At 50.1% G+C, this 22,182-nt stretch carries 23 protein-coding genes; 10 read left to right on the plus strand and 13 right to left on the minus strand.

What is annotated here, in order from left to right:
* The first annotated feature begins 150 nt into the window (after positions 1-150).
* The 9 genes from tdcA to cyuA all read left to right on the plus strand — a co-directional run bounded on the left by tdcA (position 151) and on the right by cyuA (position 11,874).
* Positions 151-1,089 (plus strand): transcriptional regulator TdcA, encoded by a 939-nt coding sequence (gene tdcA, locus FEK47_RS22715; RefSeq protein ID WP_130210820.1) that lies wholly within the window; start codon positions 151-153, stop codon positions 1,087-1,089.
* 96 nt (positions 1,090-1,185) lie between these two features.
* A complete protein-coding gene (tdcB, locus tag FEK47_RS22720) occupies positions 1,186-2,175 on the plus strand; it encodes a bifunctional threonine ammonia-lyase/L-serine ammonia-lyase TdcB (RefSeq protein WP_130218297.1) in 990 nt (329 codons plus the stop codon).
* 21 nt (positions 2,176-2,196) lie between these two features.
* Positions 2,197-3,528 (plus strand): threonine/serine transporter TdcC, encoded by a 1,332-nt coding sequence (gene tdcC, locus FEK47_RS22725; RefSeq protein WP_130210806.1) that lies wholly within the window; start codon positions 2,197-2,199, stop codon positions 3,526-3,528.
* Positions 3,529-3,553: 25 nt separating this feature from the next.
* On the plus strand, positions 3,554-4,762 hold the full coding sequence (gene tdcD, locus FEK47_RS22730; protein WP_135487207.1) for a propionate kinase: 1,209 nt from the start codon (positions 3,554-3,556) through the stop codon (positions 4,760-4,762).
* A gap of 33 nt (positions 4,763-4,795) precedes the next feature.
* A complete protein-coding gene (tdcE, locus tag FEK47_RS22735; RefSeq protein ID WP_135487208.1) occupies positions 4,796-7,090 on the plus strand; it encodes a 2-ketobutyrate formate-lyase/pyruvate formate-lyase in 2,295 nt (764 codons plus the stop codon).
* A 13-nt stretch (positions 7,091-7,103) separates the two neighbouring features.
* A complete protein-coding gene (locus FEK47_RS22740) occupies positions 7,104-7,493 on the plus strand; it encodes an enamine/imine deaminase (RefSeq protein WP_064529572.1) in 390 nt (129 codons plus the stop codon).
* Positions 7,494-7,562: 69 nt separating this feature from the next.
* Positions 7,563-8,927, plus strand: a complete 1,365-nt coding sequence (tdcG, locus tag FEK47_RS22745; RefSeq protein WP_135487209.1) for an L-serine ammonia-lyase — start codon at positions 7,563-7,565, stop codon at positions 8,925-8,927.
* Positions 8,928-9,204: 277 nt separating this feature from the next.
* Complete coding sequence (locus FEK47_RS22750; protein WP_130218289.1) at positions 9,205-10,536, plus strand: amino acid permease; 1,332 nt, start codon at positions 9,205-9,207, stop codon at positions 10,534-10,536.
* A 27-nt stretch (positions 10,537-10,563) separates the two neighbouring features.
* Positions 10,564-11,874 carry a cysteine desulfidase gene (gene cyuA, locus FEK47_RS22755; RefSeq protein ID WP_135487210.1) on the plus strand — a complete coding sequence of 437 codons (1,311 nt, stop codon included), beginning with the start codon at positions 10,564-10,566 and terminating at the stop codon, positions 11,872-11,874.
* Between the two features lie 130 nt (positions 11,875-12,004).
* Here cyuA and yhaL read toward each other — a convergent pair whose 3' ends face one another.
* Together yhaL and FEK47_RS22765 are read right to left on the minus strand one after the other, a co-directional pair.
* Positions 12,005-12,169: a protein YhaL gene (gene yhaL / locus FEK47_RS22760; protein WP_130210466.1), complete on the minus strand. Its 165-nt coding sequence runs from the start codon at positions 12,167-12,169 to the stop codon at positions 12,005-12,007.
* Between the two features lie 21 nt (positions 12,170-12,190).
* Positions 12,191-12,892, minus strand: coding sequence for a pirin family protein (locus FEK47_RS22765; RefSeq protein WP_130259081.1), 702 nt, complete (start codon positions 12,890-12,892; stop codon positions 12,191-12,193).
* 104 nt (positions 12,893-12,996) lie between these two features.
* On the opposite strand from FEK47_RS22765, the gene yhaJ reads away from it, so the two are divergent.
* Positions 12,997-13,893 (plus strand): DNA-binding transcriptional regulator YhaJ, encoded by an 897-nt coding sequence (gene yhaJ / locus FEK47_RS22770; protein WP_001041008.1) that lies wholly within the window; start codon positions 12,997-12,999, stop codon positions 13,891-13,893.
* Positions 13,894-14,100: 207 nt separating this feature from the next.
* Here yhaJ and FEK47_RS22775 read toward each other — a convergent pair whose 3' ends face one another.
* From FEK47_RS22775 to exuT, 11 genes are all read right to left on the minus strand, one after another.
* Positions 14,101-14,469, minus strand: a complete 369-nt coding sequence (locus FEK47_RS22775; protein ID WP_130218283.1) for a DUF805 domain-containing protein — start codon at positions 14,467-14,469, stop codon at positions 14,101-14,103.
* 282 nt (positions 14,470-14,751) lie between these two features.
* Positions 14,752-15,738, minus strand: a complete 987-nt coding sequence (gene yqjG / locus FEK47_RS22780; RefSeq protein ID WP_135487211.1) for a glutathionyl-hydroquinone reductase YqjG — start codon at positions 15,736-15,738, stop codon at positions 14,752-14,754.
* Positions 15,739-15,984: 246 nt separating this feature from the next.
* Positions 15,985-16,377 carry a DoxX family protein gene (locus tag FEK47_RS22785; RefSeq protein WP_000732240.1) on the minus strand — a complete coding sequence of 131 codons (393 nt, stop codon included), beginning with the start codon at positions 16,375-16,377 and terminating at the stop codon, positions 15,985-15,987.
* Positions 16,378-16,563: 186 nt separating this feature from the next.
* Entirely contained in the window at positions 16,564-16,863 is a 300-nt protein-coding gene (locus FEK47_RS22790) for a YqjK-like family protein (RefSeq protein WP_130218279.1), read from the minus strand.
* Positions 16,853-17,257 (minus strand): phage holin family protein, encoded by a 405-nt coding sequence (locus FEK47_RS22795; RefSeq protein WP_130223850.1) that lies wholly within the window; start codon positions 17,255-17,257, stop codon positions 16,853-16,855. Before FEK47_RS22795 ends, FEK47_RS22790 begins: the two co-directional genes overlap by 11 nt.
* A gap of 2 nt (positions 17,258-17,259) precedes the next feature.
* The gene (locus tag FEK47_RS22800) at positions 17,260-17,565 is read right to left on the minus strand and encodes a YqjD family protein (RefSeq protein ID WP_064529583.1); all 306 of its coding nucleotides are present in this window, start codon (positions 17,563-17,565) and stop codon (positions 17,260-17,262) included.
* A gap of 37 nt (positions 17,566-17,602) precedes the next feature.
* A complete protein-coding gene (gene yqjC, locus FEK47_RS22805; protein ID WP_130210388.1) occupies positions 17,603-17,971 on the minus strand; it encodes a DUF1090 family protein YqjC in 369 nt (122 codons plus the stop codon).
* Between the two features lie 146 nt (positions 17,972-18,117).
* Positions 18,118-18,501, minus strand: a complete 384-nt coding sequence (gene mzrA, locus FEK47_RS22810; protein ID WP_130210390.1) for an EnvZ/OmpR regulon moderator MzrA — start codon at positions 18,499-18,501, stop codon at positions 18,118-18,120.
* 3 nt (positions 18,502-18,504) lie between these two features.
* Entirely contained in the window at positions 18,505-19,167 is a 663-nt protein-coding gene (yqjA, locus tag FEK47_RS22815; protein WP_064529586.1) for a DedA family general envelope maintenance protein YqjA, read from the minus strand.
* Between the two features lie 344 nt (positions 19,168-19,511).
* Positions 19,512-20,288 carry a transcriptional regulator ExuR gene (exuR, locus tag FEK47_RS22820; protein ID WP_064529587.1) on the minus strand — a complete coding sequence of 259 codons (777 nt, stop codon included), beginning with the start codon at positions 20,286-20,288 and terminating at the stop codon, positions 19,512-19,514.
* Positions 20,289-20,417: 129 nt separating this feature from the next.
* A complete protein-coding gene (exuT, locus tag FEK47_RS22825) occupies positions 20,418-21,716 on the minus strand; it encodes a hexuronate transporter ExuT (protein ID WP_130218273.1) in 1,299 nt (432 codons plus the stop codon).
* Positions 21,717-22,182 lie beyond the last annotated feature (466 nt).

The raw sequence follows: 22,182 nt of genomic DNA on the forward strand, positions 1-22,182 counted from the left end.
ATGTCAACTCATTGATATTAAAGATTTATATTGATTTAAGTAGATGCCTGGAAAGCAATTGAAAGTTAATTTGTGAGTGGTCGCACATATCCTGTTCATTCCATTTTGATACACTTCATGTCGTCAATGAGGTAATTAATGCAGGTCGATATGAGCACTATTCTTCTTCCTAAAACGCAGCACCTGGTAGTCTTTCAGGAAGTCATCAGAAGTGGCTCTATTGGCTCGGCTGCAAAAGAATTAGGTTTAACTCAACCTGCTGTAAGTAAAATCATTAATGATATTGAAGATTATTTTGGCGTGGAATTAGTGGTACGGAAAAATACCGGTGTAACGCTGACGCCAGCCGGTCAATTGTTGCTCTCACGTTCCGAATCCATTACCCGCGAAATGAAAAATATGGTTAATGAGATAAGCGGTATGTCCTCTGAAGCCGTGGTGGAAGTCTCATTTGGTTTTCCTTCGCTAATTGGCTTTACCTTTATGTCCGGGATGATCAATAAATTCAAAGAGGTGTTCCCGAGAGCGCAAGTCTCAATGTATGAAGCACAGTTGTCCTCGTTCTTACCTGCTATCCGCGACGGACGCCTCGATTTTGCGATTGGTACATTAAGTGCAGAGATGAAGCTTCAGGATTTGCATGTTGAGCCACTGTTCGAGTCCGAGTTTGTGCTGGTGGCCAGCAAGTCCCGAACATGCACCGGCACTACCACGCTGGAGTCGTTGAAAAACGAACAGTGGGTGTTGCCGCAAACTAATATGGGATACTACAGCGAACTTCTCACCACGTTACAAAGAAATGGCATCAGTATTGAAAACATCGTTAAAACCGACTCAGTCGTGACAATTTATAATCTTGTTCTCAATGCTGATTTCTTAACCGTGATTCCTTGTGATATGACTTCACCTTTTGGTTCTAATCAATTTATTACTATTCCGGTTGAAGAAACGTTGCCCGTGGCGCGATATGCCGCGGTATGGTCAAAAAATTATCGTATTAAAAAAGCAGCATCGGTTTTGGTTGAACTAGCCAAAGAGTATTCATCTTATAATGGGTGTAGACGAAGACAATTAATAGAAGCTGATTAGTTATTTGTTTTTTCTCAAACATAAATAATCCACCTGTCTTTTTTCGGGTGTCGGTTACGGTTACCTACATATTTAATTCAGGTTAAGAGGTTTATCATGCATATTACATACGATCTCCCGGTTGCTATTGATGACATTATCGAAGCAAAACAACGACTGGCTGGGCGAATTTATAAAACAGGCATGCCTCGATCCAATTATTTTAGTGAACGTTGCAAAGGTGAAATATTCCTTAAGTTTGAAAATATGCAGCGTACTGGTTCATTTAAAATTCGTGGCGCATTTAATAAATTAAGCTCTTTAACTGATGCTGAAAAACGCAAAGGTGTGGTGGCCTGTTCTGCGGGTAACCATGCGCAAGGGGTTTCGCTCTCCTGCGCAATGCTGGGCATCGACGGGAAAGTGGTAATGCCGAAAGGCGCGCCAAAATCCAAGGTCGCGGCGACATGTGACTACTCCGCTGAAGTTGTTCTGCACGGCGACAACTTTAACGACACCATCGCCAAAGTTAGCGAAATTGTCGAAACGGAAGGCCGTATTTTTATCCCACCGTATGATGATCCGAAAGTGATTGCCGGTCAGGGAACGATTGGCCTGGAAATTATGGAAGATCTCTATGATGTCGATAATGTGATTGTGCCAATTGGCGGTGGCGGTTTAATTGCTGGTATTGCGGTAGCGATTAAATCTATTAACCCGACAATTCGTGTTATTGGCGTACAGTCAGAAAACGTTCACGGCATGGCGGCTTCTTTCCACTCGGGAGAAATAACCACGCACCGAACTACCGGCACCCTGGCGGATGGTTGTGATGTCGCCCGCCCGGGTAATTTAACTTACCAAATCGTTCGTGAATTAGTCGATGACATAGTGCTGGTCAGCGAAGACGAAATCAGAAACAGTATGATTGCCTTAATTCAGCGTAATAAAGTCGTCACCGAAGGCGCAGGCGCTCTGGCATGTGCTGCGTTATTAAGCGGTAAATTAGACCAATATATTCAAAACAGAAAAACCGTCAGCATTATTTCCGGCGGTAATATCGATCTTTCTCGCGTCTCTCAAATCACCGGTTTCGTTGACGCTTAATTAATTCGTTGAGGATAGGATATGAGTACTTCAGATAGCATTGTATCCAGCCAGACAAAACAATCGTCCTGGCGTAAATCAGATACCACATGGACGTTGGGTTTGTTCGGCACAGCTATTGGTGCTGGCGTGCTGTTCTTCCCTATCCGCGCAGGTTTTGGCGGACTGATCCCGATTCTTCTGATGTTGGTATTGGCATACCCCATCGCGTTTTATTGCCACCGGGCGCTGGCGCGTCTGTGTCTTTCTGGCTCTAACCCTTCCGGCAACATTACGGAAACGGTGGAAGAGCACTTTGGTAAAACTGGTGGCGTGGTTATCACGTTCCTGTACTTCTTCGCGATTTGCCCACTGTTGTGGATTTATGGCGTCACTATTACCAACACCTTTATGACATTCTGGGAAAACCAGCTTGGCTTTGCGGCGTTGAACCGCGGCTTCGTGGCGCTGTTCCTGCTGCTGCTGATGGCGTTCGTCATTTGGTTTGGTAAGGATCTGATGGTTAAAGTGATGAGTTACCTGGTATGGCCATTTATCGCCAGCCTGGTACTGATTTCTCTGTCACTGATCCCTTACTGGAACTCTGCTGTTATTGATCAAGTTGACCTCAGTGCGCTGACGTTAACCGGTCATGACGGTATCCTGATCACCGTCTGGCTGGGGATTTCCATCATGGTCTTCTCCTTTAACTTCTCGCCAATCGTCTCTTCCTTCGTGGTTTCTAAGCGTGAAGAGTATGAGAAAGACTTCGGTCGCGACTTCACCGAGCAGAAATGCTCACAGATCATCTCCCGTGCCAGCATGCTGATGGTTGCAGTGGTCATGTTCTTTGCCTTCAGCTGCCTGTTTACGCTGTCTCCGGCAAACATGGCGGAAGCAAAAGCACAGAACATTCCGGTGCTTTCTTATCTGGCTAACCACTTTGCTTCCATGTCCGGTGAGAAATCGACGTTCGCCACCGTACTGGAATATGCCGCTTCTATCATCGCACTGGTTGCTATCTTCAAATCTTTCTTCGGTCACTATCTGGGAACGCTGGAAGGTCTGAACGGTCTGGTACTGAAGTTCGGCTACAAAGGCGATAAGACGAAAGTGTCTTCCGGCAAACTGAACACCATCAGCATGATCTTCATCATGGGTTCCACCTGGGTAGTTGCTTACGCCAACCCGAACATTCTGGACCTGATTGAAGCCATGGGCGCGCCGATTATCGCTTCACTGCTGTGCCTGTTGCCGATGTATGCCATCCGTAAAGCGCCGTCGCTGGCGAAATACCGTGGTCGTCTGGATAACGTGTTTGTTACCGTGATTGGTCTGCTGACCATCCTGAATATCGTGTACAAACTGTTTTAATCCGTAACTCAGGATGAGAAAAGAGATGAATGAATTTCCGGTTGTTTTGGTTATTAACTGTGGTTCGTCTTCAATTAAGTTTTCCGTGTTGGATGCCTCGAACTGTGAAGTATTAATGTCAGGTATTGCCGACGGTATTAATTCGGAAAATGCATTCTTATCCGTAAATGGAGGAGAGCCAGCACCGCTGGCTCACCACAGCTACGAAGGTGCATTGAAGGCAATTGCGTTTGAACTGGAAAAACGGAATTTAAATGACAGCGTGGCCTTAATTGGCCACCGCATCGCCCACGGCGGCAGTATTTTTACCGAGTCCGCCATTATTACCGATGAAGTCATTGATAATATCCGTCGCGTTTCTCCACTGGCGCCGCTGCATAATTACGCCAATTTAAGTGGCATTGAATCGGCCCAGCAATTATTTCCTGGCGTAACTCAGGTAGCAGTATTTGATACCAGCTTCCACCAGACAATGGCCCCGGAAGCGTATTTATACGGCCTGCCGTGGAAATATTACGAAGAGCTGGGTGTGCGCCGCTATGGCTTCCACGGCACGTCTCACCGCTATGTTTCCCAGCGCGCGCATTCTCTGCTGGATCTGGCGGAAGATGACTCCGGCCTGGTGGTGGCGCATCTTGGCAATGGCGCGTCTATTTGCGCGGTTCGTAACGGGCAGAGCGTGGATACCTCAATGGGGATGACGCCGCTGGAAGGGCTGATGATGGGGACGCGCAGTGGCGATGTCGACTTCGGCGCGATGTCCTGGGTGGCCAGCCAAACCAACCAGAGTCTTAGCGACCTGGAACGCGTGGTGAATAAAGAATCGGGACTATTGGGGATTTCCGGTCTTTCTTCCGACTTGCGTGTACTGGAAAAAGCCTGGCATGAAGGTCATGAACGTGCACAACTGGCAATTAAAACGTTTGTTCACCGAATTGCCCGTCATATTGCCGGACACGCTGCCTCATTACATCGCCTGGATGGAATTATATTCACCGGTGGAATAGGTGAGAATTCAAGTTTAATTCGTCGTCTGGTCATGGAACATTTGACTGTATTAGGCGTAGAGATTGATGCAGAAATGAATAATCGCTCTAACGCTTACGGTGAAAGAATTGTGTCCAGTGAAAATGCGCGCGTAATTTGCGCCGTTATTCCGACTAATGAAGAAAAAATGATTGCGCTAGATGCAATTCATTTAGGCAAAGTTAAAGCACCCGCAGAATTTGCATAATTTAGTTGAAGTATTGTAGAGAGATTATTTTTCATGAAGGTAGATGTTGATACCAGCGATAAGCTGTACGCCGACGCATGGCTTGGCTTTAAAGGTACGGACTGGAAAAACGAAATTAATGTCCGCGATTTTATTCAACATAACTATACACCGTATGAAGGGGATGAATCTTTCCTCGCCGAAGCGACGCCAGCCACTACGGCATTGTGGGAAAAGGTGATGGAAGGTATTCGTATCGAAAACGCGACCCATGCGCCGGTTGATTTCGATACCAATATTGCCACCACCATTACTGCCCATGATGCCGGTTATATCAACCAGCCGTTGGAAAAAATCGTTGGCCTGCAAACAGATGCGCCACTGAAACGTGCGCTGCATCCGTTCGGCGGCATCAACATGATTAAAAGTTCATTCCACGCCTATGGCCGTGAAATGGACAGCGAATTTGAATACGTGTTTACCGATCTGCGTAAAACCCATAACCAGGGCGTATTTGATGCTTACTCACCGGATATGCTGCGCTGCCGTAAATCTGGCGTATTGACTGGTCTGCCGGACGGTTATGGCCGTGGACGTATTATCGGTGACTATCGCCGCGTGGCGTTGTACGGCATCAGTTATCTGGTCCGTGAACGCGAACTGCAATTTGCCGATCTCCAGTCTCGTCTGGAAAAAGGGCAAGATCTGGAAGCCACCATCCGTCTGCGTGAAGAGCTGGCAGAACATCGTCATGCGCTGCTGCAGATTCAGGAAATGGCGGCGAAATACGGCTTCGACATCTCTCGTCCAGCGCAGAATGCACAGGAAGCGGTGCAGTGGCTCTACTTCGCTTACCTGGCGGCGGTGAAATCGCAAAACGGCGGCGCGATGTCGCTGGGTCGTACTGCATCGTTCCTCGATATCTACATTGAACGTGACTTCAAAGCCGGTGTGCTCAACGAGCAGCAGGCGCAGGAATTGATCGACCACTTCATCATGAAGATCCGCATGGTGCGCTTCCTGCGTACGCCGGAATTTGATTCGCTGTTCTCCGGCGACCCTATCTGGGCAACGGAAGTCATCGGCGGGATGGGGCTGGACGGTCGTACCCTGGTGACCAAAAACTCCTTCCGTTATCTGCATACACTGCACACCATGGGGCCAGCACCGGAACCTAACCTGACCATTCTGTGGTCGGAAGCATTGCCGATTGCCTTCAAAAAATATGCGGCACAAGTCTCCATCGTCACTTCTTCTTTGCAGTATGAAAACGACGATCTGATGCGTACTGACTTCAACAGCGACGATTACGCGATTGCCTGCTGCGTCAGCCCGATGGTGATTGGTAAGCAGATGCAGTTCTTCGGCGCACGCGCTAACCTGGCGAAAACGCTGCTGTACGCAATTAACGGCGGAGTGGATGAGAAGCTGAAGATTCAGGTCGGCCCGAAAACAGCACCACTGATGGACGACGTTCTGGACTACGACAAAGTCATGAGCAGCCTCGACCATTTCATGGACTGGTTGGCAGTGCAGTACATCAGCGCGCTGAACATCATCCATTACATGCATGACAAGTACAGCTACGAAGCCTCACTGATGGCGCTGCACGATCGTGATGTTTATCGCACGATGGCATGTGGTATTGCGGGCCTGTCGGTGGCGACGGACTCCCTGTCTGCTATCAAATATGCCCGCGTGAAACCAATCCGTGACGAAAACGGCCTGGCGGTGGACTTTGAAATCGACGGCGAATATCCGCAGTACGGCAACAACGACGAGCGCGTAGACAGCATTGCCTGCGACCTGGTTGAACGCTTTATGAAGAAAATTAAAGCCCTGCCAACCTATCGTAACGCCGTACCAACTCAGTCGATTCTGACCATCACCTCTAACGTGGTGTACGGCCAGAAAACCGGTAACACACCGGATGGTCGTCGCGCCGGTACACCGTTCGCACCGGGCGCTAACCCGATGCACGGTCGTGACCGCAAAGGGGCCGTGGCTTCGCTGACCTCCGTTGCCAAGCTGCCGTTCACCTACGCCAAAGACGGTATTTCGTACACCTTCTCAATTGTCCCTGCGGCGCTGGGCAAAGAAGATCCGGTACGCAAAACCAACCTTGTCGGCCTGCTGGATGGTTATTTCCACCACGAAGCGGATGTGGAAGGCGGTCAGCACCTCAACGTCAACGTTATGAATCGGGAAATGTTGCTGGATGCCATTGAGCACCCGGAAAAATATCCAAACCTGACAATCCGTGTCTCTGGCTACGCCGTGCGCTTCAACGCACTGACCCGTGAACAGCAGCAGGATGTGATTTCACGTACCTTTACCCAGGCGCTTTGATGCCGGAGGATGTATGAAAAAGATTATCGAAACGCAACGTGCGCCAGGCGCAATCGGCCCGTATGTTCAGGGCGTTGATTTAGGCAGCATGGTCTTCACCTCCGGACAGATTCCGGTTTGTCCGCAGACCGGGGAGATCCCGGCTGATGTGAAAGATCAGGCGCGTTTAAGTCTGGAAAACGTCAAAGCGATCGTGGTTGCTGCCGGGCTGACCGTTGGCGATATCGTGAAGATGACGGTGTTCATTACCGACCTTAATGACTTTGGCACCATCAATGAAGTTTACAAGCAGTTTTTTGACGAGCATCAGGCGACCTACCCGACACGCAGCTGCGTGCAGGTAGCGCGTTTGCCGAAAGATGTGAAGCTGGAAATTGAAGCTATCGCGGTACGCAACGCATAAAGCTCCTGAGCGGGGCGATCGCAGGGTCGCTCCGCTCCTCTTCACGAACGGCAATCCGAGGGTGTGGATATGATTAGTGCATTCGATATTTTCAAAATTGGGATTGGTCCCTCCAGTTCTCATACCGTGGGGCCAATGAATGCCGGAAAAAGTTTTATTGATCGACTGGAGAAGAGCGGCTTATTAACCGCGACGAGCCACATTGTGGTCGATCTTTATGGATCGTTGTCACTGACTGGCAAAGGTCACGCCACGGATATCGCTATCATCATGGGACTGGCAGGTAATAGTCCGCAGGACGTTGTTATTGATGAGATACCTGCATTTATTGAATTAGTGACGCGCAGCGGAAGGTTGTCGGTGGCAGCGGGCGCACATGTCGTTGATTTCCCAGTGGCAAAGAACATTATTTTCCATGCGGAAACGCTGCCCCGTCATGAGAATGGGATGCGTATTACCGCGTGGAAAGAGCAGGAAGAACTGTTAAGCAAAACCTATTATTCAGTCGGTGGCGGATTTATTGTCGAAGAAGAACAATTCGGCCTGTCACTGGATGTTGAAACGCTCGTCCCTTACGATTTCCATTCAGCAGGTGAGCTGCTGAAAATGTGTGATTACAACGGGTTATCTATTTCTGGTTTGATGCTGCAAAACGAGTTGGCGCTACGTAGCAAAGCCGAAATTGATGCTGGTTTTTCGCGTATCTGGCAGGTGATGCATGACGGTATTGAACGCGGCATGAATACCGAAGGTGTGCTGCCAGGCCCGCTCAATGTGCCACGTCGGGCGGTGGCGCTGCGGCGTTTGCTGGTTTCCAGCGACAATATCTCTAACGATCCGATGAACGTGATCGACTGGATCAATATGTTTGCTCTGGCAGTCAGCGAAGAAAACGCCGCTGGCGGACGTGTTGTGACAGCGCCAACTAACGGCGCTTGCGGCATTATTCCTGCGGTGCTGGCCTATTACGATAAATTCCGCCGCCCGCTCAATGAGCGCTCCATTGCCCGTTTTCTGCTGGCGGCTGGCGCTATCGGTGCGCTGTATAAAATGAATGCCTCCATTTCCGGTGCGGAAGTGGGCTGTCAGGGCGAAATTGGCGTGGCCTGTTCAATGGCGGCGGCAGGGTTAACCGAACTGCTGGGCGGCAGCCCGGCGCAGGTGTGCAATGCGGCGGAAATCGCTATGGAACACAACCTGGGACTGACCTGCGATCCGGTTGCCGGGCAGGTGCAAATTCCGTGTATTGAACGCAATGCTATTAATGCTGTTAAAGCCGTGAACGCCGCGCGGATGGCGATGGGACGCACTTCTGCACCGCGTGTTTCTCTCGATAAAGTTATCGAGACGATGTACGAAACCGGCAAAGATATGAACGATAAATACCGCGAAACTTCACGCGGAGGACTGGCCATTAAAGTGGTCTGCGGCTGATATCTCATCCACGTTTATACTGGGGTGCACAAAATGTGCACCCTTTTTTATTGTGATCTGCCGCAAATAGAGAATAACTATTTCTCTAAGATTGATTTGATAGAAAATTATTATCCATAACTGCTATTTCAAAGTCTTGATTGTGAAGATTTTCTCTGACCTCACGCGTATCATTTCTTCATTCTAATAACTCGCCTGCAAAAAAACGTAGACCGCGTATCGCCTTGATGCGGCTCGAAAAAAATAATAAGCCCTACAAAATATTGAGCGAGAACTTATGGAAATTGCAACGAATAAAGGCGTCATTGCAGACGCTTCGACCCCGGCGGGTCGTGCTGGAATGAGTGAAAGTGAATGGCGTGAAGCTATCAAATTCGACAGTACCGACACCGGTTGGGTGATTATGAGTATTGGGATGGCGATTGGCGCGGGGATAGTTTTTCTCCCGGTGCAGGTCGGATTGATGGGATTGTGGGTATTTTTGCTCTCATCAGTAATTGGCTACCCGGCAATGTATCTGTTTCAGCGATTGTTTATTAATACGCTGGCGGAATCTCCAGAGTGTAAAGATTACCCGAGTGTCATTAGTGGTTATTTGGGTAAAAACTGGGGCATTTTATTAGGTGCACTTTACTTTGTGATGCTGGTTATTTGGATGTTTGTTTACTCCACCGCCATCACTAACGATAGCGCCTCCTATCTGCACACTTTCGGCGTGACGGAAGGATTGCTGTCTGACAGTCCGTTTTATGGCCTGGTACTGATTTGTATTCTGGTAGCGATCTCTTCACGCGGCGAGAAACTGTTATTCAAAATTTCGACCGGCATGGTGCTGACCAAACTGCTGGTGGTGGCGGCGCTGGGTGTATCGATGGTCGGGATGTGGCATCTGTATAACGTAGGTTCGCTGCCGCCGCTGGGGCTGCTGGTGAAAAACGCCATTATCACACTGCCGTTTACCTTAACCTCGATTCTGTTTATTCAGACGTTAAGCCCGATGGTGATTTCCTATCGTTCGCGAGAAAAATCGATCGAAGTAGCGCGACATAAAGCGTTGCGGGCGATGAACATTGCGTTTGGGATCCTGTTTGTCACCGTCTTTTTCTACGCAGTGTCGTTCACTCTGGCGATGGGACATGACGAAGCAGTAAAAGCCTATGAGCAGAATATTTCCGCGCTGGCGATTGCAGCTCAATTTATTAGCGGTGACGGTGCAGCATGGGTGAAAGTGGTCAGCGTCATCCTCAATATCTTTGCCGTAATGACAGCGTTCTTTGGCGTCTATTTAGGCTTTCGCGAAGCAACGCAAGGGATCGTAATGAACATCCTGCGCCGCAAGATGCCAGCTGAGAAGATTAACGAAAATCTCGTTCAGCGCGGCATCATGATTTTCGCCATTTTACTGGCCTGGAGCGCCATCGTACTGAATGCGCCAGTGTTGAGCTTTACCTCTATCTGTAGCCCGATTTTCGGCATGGTAGGGTGCCTGATCCCGGCGTGGTTGGTTTACAAAGTACCGGCATTGCACAAATACAAAGGTGCCTCTCTGTACCTGATTATCATCACCGGTTTGTTGCTTTGCGTTTCTCCGTTCCTGGCATTTTCATGATTTACCTGAACTTTTAAGGTTTTTATTATGTTTGATTCGACTTTAAATCCGTTATGGCAGCGTTACATCCTTGCAGTTCAGGAGGAAGTAAAACCGGCGCTGGGATGTACTGAACCGATCTCACTGGCGCTGGCGGCGGCGGTTGCTGCGGCAGAACTGGAAGGTCCGGTTGAACGTGTAGAAGCCTGGGTTTCGCCAAATCTGATGAAGAACGGTCTGGGCGTCACCGTTCCCGGTACGGGAATGGTGGGGCTGCCGATTGCAGCGGCGCTGGGGGCGTTAGGTGGAAATGCCAACGCCGGGCTGGAAGTGCTGAAAGACGCAACGGCGCAGGCAATTGCCGATGCCAAAGCGTTGCTGGCGGCGGGGAAAGTCTCGGTCAAGATCCAGGAACCTTGCGATGAAATCCTCTTCTCACGCGCCAAAGTCTGGAACGGCGAGCAGTGGGGTTGTGTCACCATCGTCGGCGGGCATACCAACATTGTGCATATCGAGACGCACAATGGCGTGGTGTTTACCCAGCAGGCCTGTGTAGCAGAGGGTGAGCAAGAGTCGCCGCTGGCGGTGCTCTCCAGAACGACGCTGGCCGAGATCCTGAAGTTCGTCAATGAAGTGCCGTTTGAGGCTATCCGCTTTATTCTCGATTCTGCGAAATTAAACTGCGCGTTATCACAGGAAGGTCTGAGTGGGAACTGGGGGCTGCATATTGGCGCGACGCTGGAAAAACAGTGTGCACGCGGTTTGCTGGCGAAAGATCTCTCCTCGTCAATTGTGATTCGTACCAGCGCGGCATCCGATGCGCGTATGGGTGGCGCAACGCTTCCGGCAATGAGTAACTCCGGTTCTGGCAACCAGGGGATCACCGCGACAATGCCCGTGGTGGTGGTCGCGGAACACTTCGGGGCAGATGATGAACGGCTGGCGCGCGCGCTGATGCTTTCGCATTTGAGCGCGATTTATATCCATAACCAGCTACCGCGTTTGTCTGCGCTGTGTGCCGCAACGACCGCCGCAATGGGCGCCGCCGCCGGGATGGCATGGCTGGTGGATGGGCGTTATGAAACCATCTCGATGGCGATCAGCAGCATGATCGGTGATGTTAGCGGTATGATTTGCGATGGCGCGTCGAACAGTTGCGCGATGAAGGTTTCGACCAGTGCGTCGGCGGCGTGGAAAGCGGTGTTAATGGCGCTGGATGATACCGCCGTGACCGGCAATGAAGGGATTGTGGCGCATGATGTTGAGCAGTCAATCGCCAACCTGTGCGCGCTGGCAAGCCATTCAATGCAGCAAACTGATCGGCAGATTATAGAGATTATGGCCAGTAAGGCCAGGTAAGCGCCGGATTTCGGATGTCATACCTGATGCCGGATGCGATGCTGACGCATCTTATCCGGCTTACGGATTGTGCAATTTGTTGGTTTTGTAGGCCGGATAAGGCGTTTACGCCGCATCCGGCAACCTGTGTTTACGCGGTAGCTTCATCCTCGGCTAACCGTATTTCGGCGTCGGCGACTATCGCCTCCAACTCACTCAACATCTCTTCATAGCCAAAACTTTTGGTAGCGCGGGTGGTTTCTTTCGCTGCAACGGACTTTACTGGCTGACGTTTCTTCGCCGATTTTTTACTCATCATCTTCTCCCTGTAAAAAAACTAGACAGGTAAATCTATCAGCAAAGCGCGCAGCGGGGAATCAGCAACGAGTGTAATGTTAGCCTCGTCACGAATAAATGCGCCATCACCGCAGGTCAGCGCTGCTTTCTCTTCGTGATGCGTAAGCGCATGAAATTGGCCGTGGATCGATTGCAAATAAGCACGCGGACCATGCAGTTGAAAGTTCGCGCTTTCTCCCTCGGCGAGCACAATATGATGCAACCACACCTGCTGGCGCAGTTGCAGGCTACCTTTCGCGCCATCTGGCGAGGCGATTAATTGCTGTTTATCCATATTTAGCGCCAGTTTTTGAATCAGCGGATTCTCCCGTTGTGGGCAAGCATCCAGCCAGAGCTGCATTCGCGTTAACGGTTTGTCCTTGCTGATATTATGTTCGCTATAACTCACGCCCGGCTGAGTAGAAAGCAATAAGGCTTCACCGGCGCGGGCCTGAACATGATTACCTTCGCTGTCCCGATACTCTGCTTCTCCGTCGAGAATTACATTCAAAATATCAACTTTTGGGTAGGTACGTGGCTGGAAGGCGGCCCCTGGAGCCAACACTTCCTGGTTAAGCACGCGCAGGGAGGCATAGCCTAACAATTTAGGGTCGAAGTAGTGTCCAAAGGAAAAAGTATACCGGGCCTGCAACCATCCGTAGTCTGCTTGTCCACACTGCCTGGCAGTTCGGGTAGTAATCATAATTCTTGACCTCTCTTTACTTCCTTTTATGGTAAGGGGCTGGACGCTACATTGTTAGCCAGATATTCTGCCCGGTATGTTCAAATTTCCTGAATGAGAACGAAATGGCCAAAGAAAGGGCATTAACGCTGGAAGCATTAAGGGTTATGGATGCGATCGATCGCCGTGGTAGTTTTGCGGCGGCGGCCGATGAGCTGGGACGCGTGCCTTCCGCGCTTAGCTACACCATGCAAAAACTGGAAGAAGAGCTCGATGTGGTGCTGTTTGACCGCTCGGGCCATCGCACCAAATTCACCAATGTTGGGCGGATGTTGTTGGAGCGAGGACGTGTTCTGCTGGAAGCCGCAGATAAACTGACCACCGATGCCGAAGCCCTCGCGCGTGGTTGGGAAACGCATCTCACCATCGTGACTGAAGCGCTGGTGCCCACGCCTGCCTTTTTCCCGTTGATCGACAAACTGGCGGCTAAAGCCAATACCCAACTGGCAATCATCACCGAAGTGCTGGCGGGGGCGTGGGAGCGGCTGGAACAGGGGCGAGCAGATATTGTTATCGCGCCGGATATGCATTTTCGCTCCTCGTCGGAGATCAACTCTCGTAAGCTTTACACCTTGATGAACGTCTACGTGGCAGCGCCTGATCACCCGATTCATCAGGAGCCGGAACCGCTTTCTGAAGTGACGCGCGTGAAATATCGCGGAATTGCAGTGGCAGATACTGCTCGTGAACGCCCGGTATTGACCGTACAGTTACTGGATAAACAACCGCGCCTGACGGTCAGCACCATTGAAGATAAACGTCAGGCATTGCTGGCAGGGCTTGGCGTCGCAACGATGCCGTACCCGATGGTAGAAAAAGATATTGCTGAAGGGCGTTTGCGTGTAGTCAGCCCGGAATCGACCAGCGAAATCGATATTATTATGGCCTGGCGTCGCGACAGTATGGGGGAAGCAAAATCCTGGTGTCTGCGGGAAATTCCAAAGTTGTTCGCTGGAAAATAATCTATAAAGCACCTTTCACAAGGTGCTTCTGACTGCTGACAAACGCAAAACTGCCTGATGCGCTACGCTTATCAGGCCTACGCAGTCACTGCAAAATATTGAATTTTTGCGATTTTGTAGGCTGGATAAGGCGTTTTCGCCGCATCCGGCATAAACAAAGCGCACTTTGCCAACAATCTGAAGCACCTTTCACAAGGTGCTTAATTATTATTCCTGTTCCAGTTTTGGATCAGGTCCAAAGCGGTTTTCGCCTGGCGTCCCCGGCTGGCAGTTAAAGATGATGATAATCAGCCAACCGATAAACGGAATTAAGAACAGTAGCACCCACCATGCTGAACGGTCGGTGTCATGCAGGCGACGGAACTGTACTGCCCACCACGGCAAAAACACCAGAATGCCGTAGATAGTCGTCAGGATGCCTTCGCCACCGGCACGTTGCCAGCCCAGCATTTTATCCAGCAGTCCCAGCACGAGCGTAAAGATGATGTTGACCAGAATAAACATCCAGTACTCTTTGCGCCGTGCACGCCCCCGGAAACCGACATAATTTTTTAGTACTTTCAGATACCAGTCCATTTTTGCCTCAATTTTGCTCAATCACTTGTTTTTAAAGCAGCAAATTAAGAATAGACATGAATGAATTTGCAGTAAATATTACTGCGATGAATTAATAAGGCGCTGTGAAGGATAAGGGCAAGCGCAAAATCGCCAGATACGCTACGCTTATCTGGCCTGTGCGGGTTCTGCAATATATTGAATGTACAATGTTTTGTAGGTCAGATAAGGTGTTCACGCCACATTCGACATAACAACACGCACTTAGCCAACAACCAGAGGCACCACGAAGGGTGCCTTTGTTTAACCGAAGCGAACATCCCGCCCGTGCGGTTCATCGAGATCCTGCCACGGGCCAATCGAAATGATTCCCGTTGGGTTGATGGTCTTATGGCTGCGGAAGTAGTGATTACGGATATGGTCGAAATTGACGGTTTCGGCTATTCCCGGCATCTGATAGATATCGCGCAGGAAGCCATACAAATTCAGGTAATCGCTGATACGGTGCTTATCGCACTTGAAGTGGGTGACATACACCGGATCAAAACGAACCAGCGTGGTCCACAGGCGAATATCGGCTTCGGTTAACTGGTTACCCGTCAGGAAGCGATGCTGCCCTAATATCTGTTCCAGTCGCGCCAGCGATTCAAACACTTTCACCACCGCTTCGTCGTACGCTTCCTGGCTGGTGGCAAAACCAGCTTTATAGACGCCATTATTTACGGTGTCGTATATCCAGCCGTTAAGTTCGTCAATTTTAGTTTGCAGAGCAGGGGGGTAATAATCACCCGCTTTTGCGCCCAGTGCGTCAAACGCAGTATTGAACATGCGGATGATTTCTGCTGATTCATTGCTGACAATGGTGTGATTCTTTTTGTCCCACAGCACGGGGACAGTAACTCGTCCGCTGTAGTGTGGATCAGCGTGGAGATAAAGCTGGTACAGGAATTCATGTTGATAGAGCGTGTCGCCGGTTGCACCCGGGAAACTGTCATCAAATGTCCAGCCGTTTTCCAGCATCAGCGGGTTCACTACGGAAACGGAAATAAACGGTTCCAGTCCTTTGAGTTTTCGCATGATCAGCGTGCGGTGCGCCCACGGGCAGGCGAGTGAAACATAGAGATGATAACGATCTTTCTCTGCGATAAAACCGCCTGTGCCAGTGGGGCCAGGCGCGCCATCGGCAGTGAGCCAGTTACGAAATGCGGAAGCTGAACGTTGAAATTTACCGCCAGTGGATTTGGTATCGTACCAGGTGTCATGCCAGACGCCGTCAATCAGTTGACCCATTTTTCTCTCCTCCAATAGCAAAAACGAGGAGCGTTTCTCCTCGTTTGAGACTGATGGCAAACGCAAAACTGCCTGATGCGCTATGCTTATCAGGCCTACGAGGTTCTTGCAATATATTGAATTTGCATGTTTTTGTAGGTCGGATAAGGCGTTCACGCCGCATCCGGCATGAACAACGCGCACTTTGTCAACAATCTGAAACGAGGAGTTTCCCCCTCGTTTTTTATCGTTAAGTATAGCGCGTGCTTACCACTTTTTATTCAGCAGACGGTCGATGCTATACGCGCCCGGTCCGGTAATCGCCAGCAGCAGGAATCCGCCAGAAATTGTCAGGTTTTTCATGAACATCAGCGAGTTGACGCCTTCGGCAAAGTTGCTGTGAAATAAAAACGCCGTCAACAGTGTAAAGCCAGCGGTAAACAGCGCGGTGGTGCGAGTCAGGAAACCAAACAGGATTGCCAGACCACCACCAAACTCAAGCAGAATCACCAGCGGCAGCATAAAGCCCGGGACGCCCATTGCTTCCATATATTGTTGAGTACCCGCGTAGCCAGTAATTTTTCCCCAGCCTGCGGTAATGAACAGAATCGGCATTAAAATACGCGCTACCAGTACACCAACATCTTCTAATTTTTTCATCATACTCTCCACTGCGCCACTCAGGCTGCTGATTGTTTTTTTGTGCAAGGGCGCGGTATTAGCGTCATTGCTGTCGATGGAGAGAATCATAAACGTGGTGAATGGTGATTGTTAGCAAGGAAAACTGTCAAATTTTTTCAAAAAATTTGAGGGATAAGGCCGGAGTAGTTCCGGCCAGAGAGGAAGTTAACCGCGAAGCTGTTGCTGATTGAGGGTGGTTTTAACCAGACGCCACGCACTCCAGACGCCAAAACCGCGCCTGGCCCAGCGGACCAGCATATTCGGATGACGAATAGTCCAGATAGCCATCACGCTGCTGCCGACCAGCGCCCAGGAACGTAGGCTCAACAGCATATTCCAGCGGCGATCATAGGCACCCGTTGCCTCCAGCCAGTCACGCCGACTGGCGGAAAGATCCAACCGTTGCTGCTGGATCTGACGAAGCAGTTGTGCCTTACGTTGTTCACGTTCGACTTTACTGCTCACGGGACTCCTCCTCGAGAAGTTGTCGATCGTTTGCCAGTTCGTGACGCGTATGGCGCAACAAGGTGGATTTGCGCGACTTGCGTAACGTCCAGATACCGCCGATGAGTGCCAGAAGCAGCAACACCACAGTGGTGGCAATCATTGCATTCAGGCGATATTGCGGATCAACGGCCCAGATAATCAGCACCATCAGGCTCATAAGACCAAATGCAGCGAAAAGCATCGTCAGGCCGAGCATCAGTAAAAGCTGAAAGATATTGGCTTTTTCTTCTTCCAGCTCAACCACCGCCAGCCGCAAACGCGTCTCCACCATTTCGACCATGATGGTGACAATTCGCTGCCCGATGCCCAGAACGCTTTTACCGGGCCCTTGCGCGTGATGAGTTTCCGCCATAATTAACGACGCGACAGCAGAACGCCCAGCACCACGCCGATGGCTGCGCCAATACCAACTCCCGCCCACGGATTTTCACGCACATACTCATCGGCACGCGCCGCCGCGACACGGGTTTGTTTAGCAATCGCATCACCGGTTTCACCCAGACGATAGCGACTCTGTTTCAGAGCCTGTTCCGCTTTGCTACGAATCTTACTCAGCTCTTCTTTTGACTTTTCGCCAGAGGAGCTAAGCACCTCTTCCAGCGTATCGGATAGGGATTTCAACTCAGCACGCAGATGTTCCGTAGTGTGTTCTTTCGACATAGTTTTCTCCAGGTGAGTAAGTATTAACTATTGGGGATTAGTAGTCGCGCGCTTCCAGCTTTTTCAGCTCTTCCTGCGCTTCTGCCAGTTTCCGTTCGCGTTTAGCAATCTTATCCGCATCGCCTTTTTGTTTCGCCTCGGCTAAATCATGTTTGCGTTCTGCCACTTCATCTTTCTGCTTCGCGATTTTCTTTTGATGATCGGCACGCAACTGGTTATCTGAACAATTCGCCCGCACTTCGCTAAGGGCTTTGTTCAGGCCGTTGATACGATTCTGGTTTTGATGTTTTTCGGCATAGCTGATCTCCTTAAGGATATTTTGCTCCTTTTCCTGACAAAGGGTAGTGGCATAACTACTGACACTAAGAGCAAAAAGAGAAACAGCTAAAGCGATGCGGTATTTCATTCTTGAACCTTCCATTGTGACTCGGACCCATTACAGAGGAACGATTGTCCAGACAACGAGGCGGTGGTATTAACCACCGCCTTATTAATCATAGACAGTAACGGTGAAATCACCAAAGTGAGTGATATGTTTCGGATAACAGGAAGTTATCCGAAGCGATGAGAATTGTCCCGCAGCCGGGTCAGCCATTGCATGGCCTGATTATTATCGTCCTGCTGCGCAATGATGTAGCCATGAGGCAATGTTCTGTCGAGGACCGCTTTGGCGGCGGCACTTTGATCGCTGGAATCAAACGTAATCAACAGTGTGTCATTCTTAGGGGTGATGCTTTTGAAAGGAATGCCATGAGCGTCTAGGTGATGCCAGATGGAAAAACCGTCCGGCATCGTCGTCCCTTGATGAATGGCGCGGATCGCCAGCGTGGATTCTTGTTGACGAACCGCAGACCAGGCCAGCAGCAGCGTGCCAGCCAGCAATATAGCAGCGCCGAACCAGGCTAGCTGGCGAAGCGACATGCGAGGTATTTGCATCCTTTACCCCCGATTTCCATATTTCTTTTTCCATAAAACAACCAGAGAACCTGCCAGGCCGAACACCAGCAGTACCACCGGGAGCAGCATCAGGCATGACATCAGCTGGTCCTCATACTTCAAAAATACCGGCGTCTTGCCGAGCATGTAACCTAAGGTTGTCAGGATCAACACCCACAGCAGGCCACTCATCCAGTTGAAGAACTGAAAGCGGGCGTTATTCAGCCCTGACAGTCCGGCAATGGTCGGCAGTAATGTTCTGACAAATGCGATAAAGCGACCAATTAACAGCGCAGATAAACCGTGTTTATGAAAAAGATGGTGTGCGCGTTGGTGGTAGTGCGCAGGTAAATGGGATAGCCAGTTTTGTACGGTGCGGGTGTTTCCCAGCCATCGCCCCTGTATGTAGCTGACCCAGCAACCGAGGCTGGCCGCAACAGTGAGCAGCATAATAGTCTGCGGGTAACCCATTGCGCCTTTGGCAATCAATACACCAACCAACACCAGTAAGCTGTCGCCTGGTAAAAAGGCCGCTGGAAGCAAGCCGTTTTCGAGGAACAAAATCACAAACAAGACAAAATACAACATGCCAATCATCGACGGATTGGCCAGGGTTTCAAAATCCTGCGCCCACAGGGCTTGCAGCAATTGGGTCAAAAGTTCCATTCATTATTCCTGGTGAATCGGTTAACGCCACGCCGGTTTTAAATGATGCACACCCGTCAGGTTATTGCTGTTGTTGTATATATTGCGGGTCGAGACACCAATACGGCCTGAACTATTCCCTGTTAAAACGTGAGATAAGAATACATTTAATAGCATAAATTCAAATTGAATCTAATTGTAACAAAGGTCAACGTTGTTCGTTATCAAAATTACATGTCCGTGGAGTCTGATTTTGCTGATTGCAGAGGAGGGTGGCGAGAGGATTTACACAGGCTGACACTTTATACTTTTCGCTTACTGATAAAGCGAACAGGCGCGTTGCTGCGCCTGTCAGAAATGGGAGTTTATTTGCTGCTGTTGGCCACAGTATCCAGATGAACGACAGGATTCTCGGCGAACAAATAGCGGTCGGCATTGAATTCGAAATCGTCACTGGTTTCGTTAAACAACATAATTTTGGTATTTTCCAGATGCTGCCACATTGCAAGTTTGGCGGCATGAGGATCTTTGCGTATCAACGCTTTGAGGATCTGATCGTGGTCATCACACCAGTTATCGACGGTACGGGAATCAATGTGCTCGTGCAATTTTTTCCAGTACGGGTTATGACTACGCTGGGTCCACATTTTCTCAACGATGGCAGCCAGTGCAGAGTTCTGCGTCGCTAATGCGACCTGAATATGAAACTGCAAATCCCACTCGGAATCACGGAAGCATTGTTCGCCGCGCGCCTGTTCCTGGATGGCCATCAGTTTCATGATGTCCTGTTTCGTTACCTGGGTTGCAGCAAACTCGGCAATATTGCTTTCGATAAGTTGACGAGCCTGGAGCAGTTCAAACGGACCGTAATTGGCAAATTCCATATTCGCGTCTGCCGCCTGCTGATGGCGAGGCTGGTTGGAAACCACATGAATTCCCGAGCCTTTGCGTACTTCTACATAGCCCTCAACTTCAAGCATGATGATGGCTTCACGAACCACGGTGCGGCTGACGTTTTTTTCATCAGAAATAAAACGTTCGGCGGGCAGTTTATCACCCACCAGATAGACGCCCTGCTCGATGCGCTCTTTCAGGTCAGCGGCGAGCTGTTGGTACAAACGGCGTGGTTCAGTGATTTCCATATGCGCTCCAGGCATGATACGGCAGACTATATTTGTTATACCACTTTTGCGAGCTTAGCTCTACTCGCAGTGGTGAAAAAGCCGCCTGAGAAGGCGGCTTTGAAGGGAAACTAAAACTTACATTTAGCGTTAATGTTGCGGTGCGGGATCGTTATGTGTTTCCTGCGCCACCTCAATCGCCGGTTTGTTCTGCAACACGGTCCAGATAACCAGCGCACCTAACAGGTCGAACACTGCCAGCACTGCGAACAGTGGGCTGAAGCCGATGGTGTCAGCCAGTGCACCTACAACCAGCGCAAACAGCGTACTTGCAAGCCATGCAGACATCCCGGTCAGACCGTTCGCCGTTGCCACTTCGTTACGACCAAACACGTCAGAAGAGAGGGTAATCAGCGCGCCAGACAGTGCCTGGTGAGCAAAACCACCGATACACAGCAGCATAATCGCGACATACGGGTTGGTGAACAGACCGATCATACCTGGGCCAATCATCAGTACCGCACCCAGTGTTACCACCATCTTACGGGAAACAATCAGGTTCACACCAAACCAACGCTGGAACAGTGGCGGCAGGTAACCACCGAGGATACAACCAAGGTCAGCAAACAGCATTGGCATCCAGGCGAACATCGCGATCTCTTTCAAGTTAAAGCCGTAAACTTTAAACATGAACAGCGGGATCCACGCGTTGAAGGTACCCCAGGCCGGTTCAGCCAGGAAGCGCGGTAATGCGATACCCCAGAACTGACGGTTACGCAGGATCTGACCAACGGACATTTTCTTCGCCGCGCCAACCTGGTGCTGGGCTTCCTGACCATTAATAATGTAGTCACGTTCTTCATCGGTCAGATGTTTCTGGTCGCGTGGATGTTTATAGAAAATCAGCCATGCCATCGCCCAGATAAAGCTCAACGCACCGGAGATAATAAATGCCATCTGCCAGCTGTGCATGACGATTGCCCATACCACCAGCGGCGGCGCAATCATCGCACCAATTGAGGAACCAACGTTAAAGTAACCTACTGCGATGGAGCGTTCTTTCGCCGGGAACCATTCGGAACTGGCTTTCAGACCTGCAGGGATCATCGCTGCTTCTGCCGCACCTACCGCACCACGGGCAATCGCCAGACCGCCCCAGCTACCAGCCAGTGCAGTTGCGCCACAGAATACCGCCCACAACACGGCAAACATTGCGTAACCGATTTTTGTCCCCAGAACATCCAGAACATAACCCGCTACAGGTTGCATGACCGTATATGCAGCAGAATAGGCTGCGATGATGTAGGAATACTGTTGGGTGGAGATGTTTAACTCTTCCATCAGAGTTGGTGCAGCTGCCGCCACAGTGTTACGCGTCAGGTAACCGAGCACGGTGCCGAGCGTCACCAATGCGATCATGTACCAACGTAACCCTTTAATTTTACGCATGTAAAACCTCATCGTTTTGTTATATCCGCAATAAGCGCGGTCATCATCCTGCCTGGGGCAGAGGATGTTAGTTACGACCGGATGACCGAAAAAAAACCGGTACACCCCGAACGCTGCCATGAAAGTTTCGTGCTAATTCGGCTTCCGTACCGGTCAACCCAATCCATCTAACAAATGAATGAATCGGCAATTTGCATTCCGTCGACTTATGATTCGCGACGGCAGAAAGATAACTTGTCATACAACTTTAAAAGGTGAGAGCCATCACAAATGTGGGAATATTTGTAGGGGCATTACTGGATGAGAGCGAAGCCAGAACTGGCGCGGCTTGCAGAGGGATTTACCACTTTGAGAGTAATTTTTTTAACTACGTTTATTGATCTAACTCACGAAAATATCTTCGGGCTCTGGAAATTGGTGTGATAACTTTGTCAGCATCGCACCCTAAGCAAGCTAGCTCACTCGT

The organism is Escherichia sp. E3659, from assembly GCF_005781135.1.
Classification (GTDB): domain Bacteria; phylum Pseudomonadota; class Gammaproteobacteria; order Enterobacterales; family Enterobacteriaceae; genus Escherichia.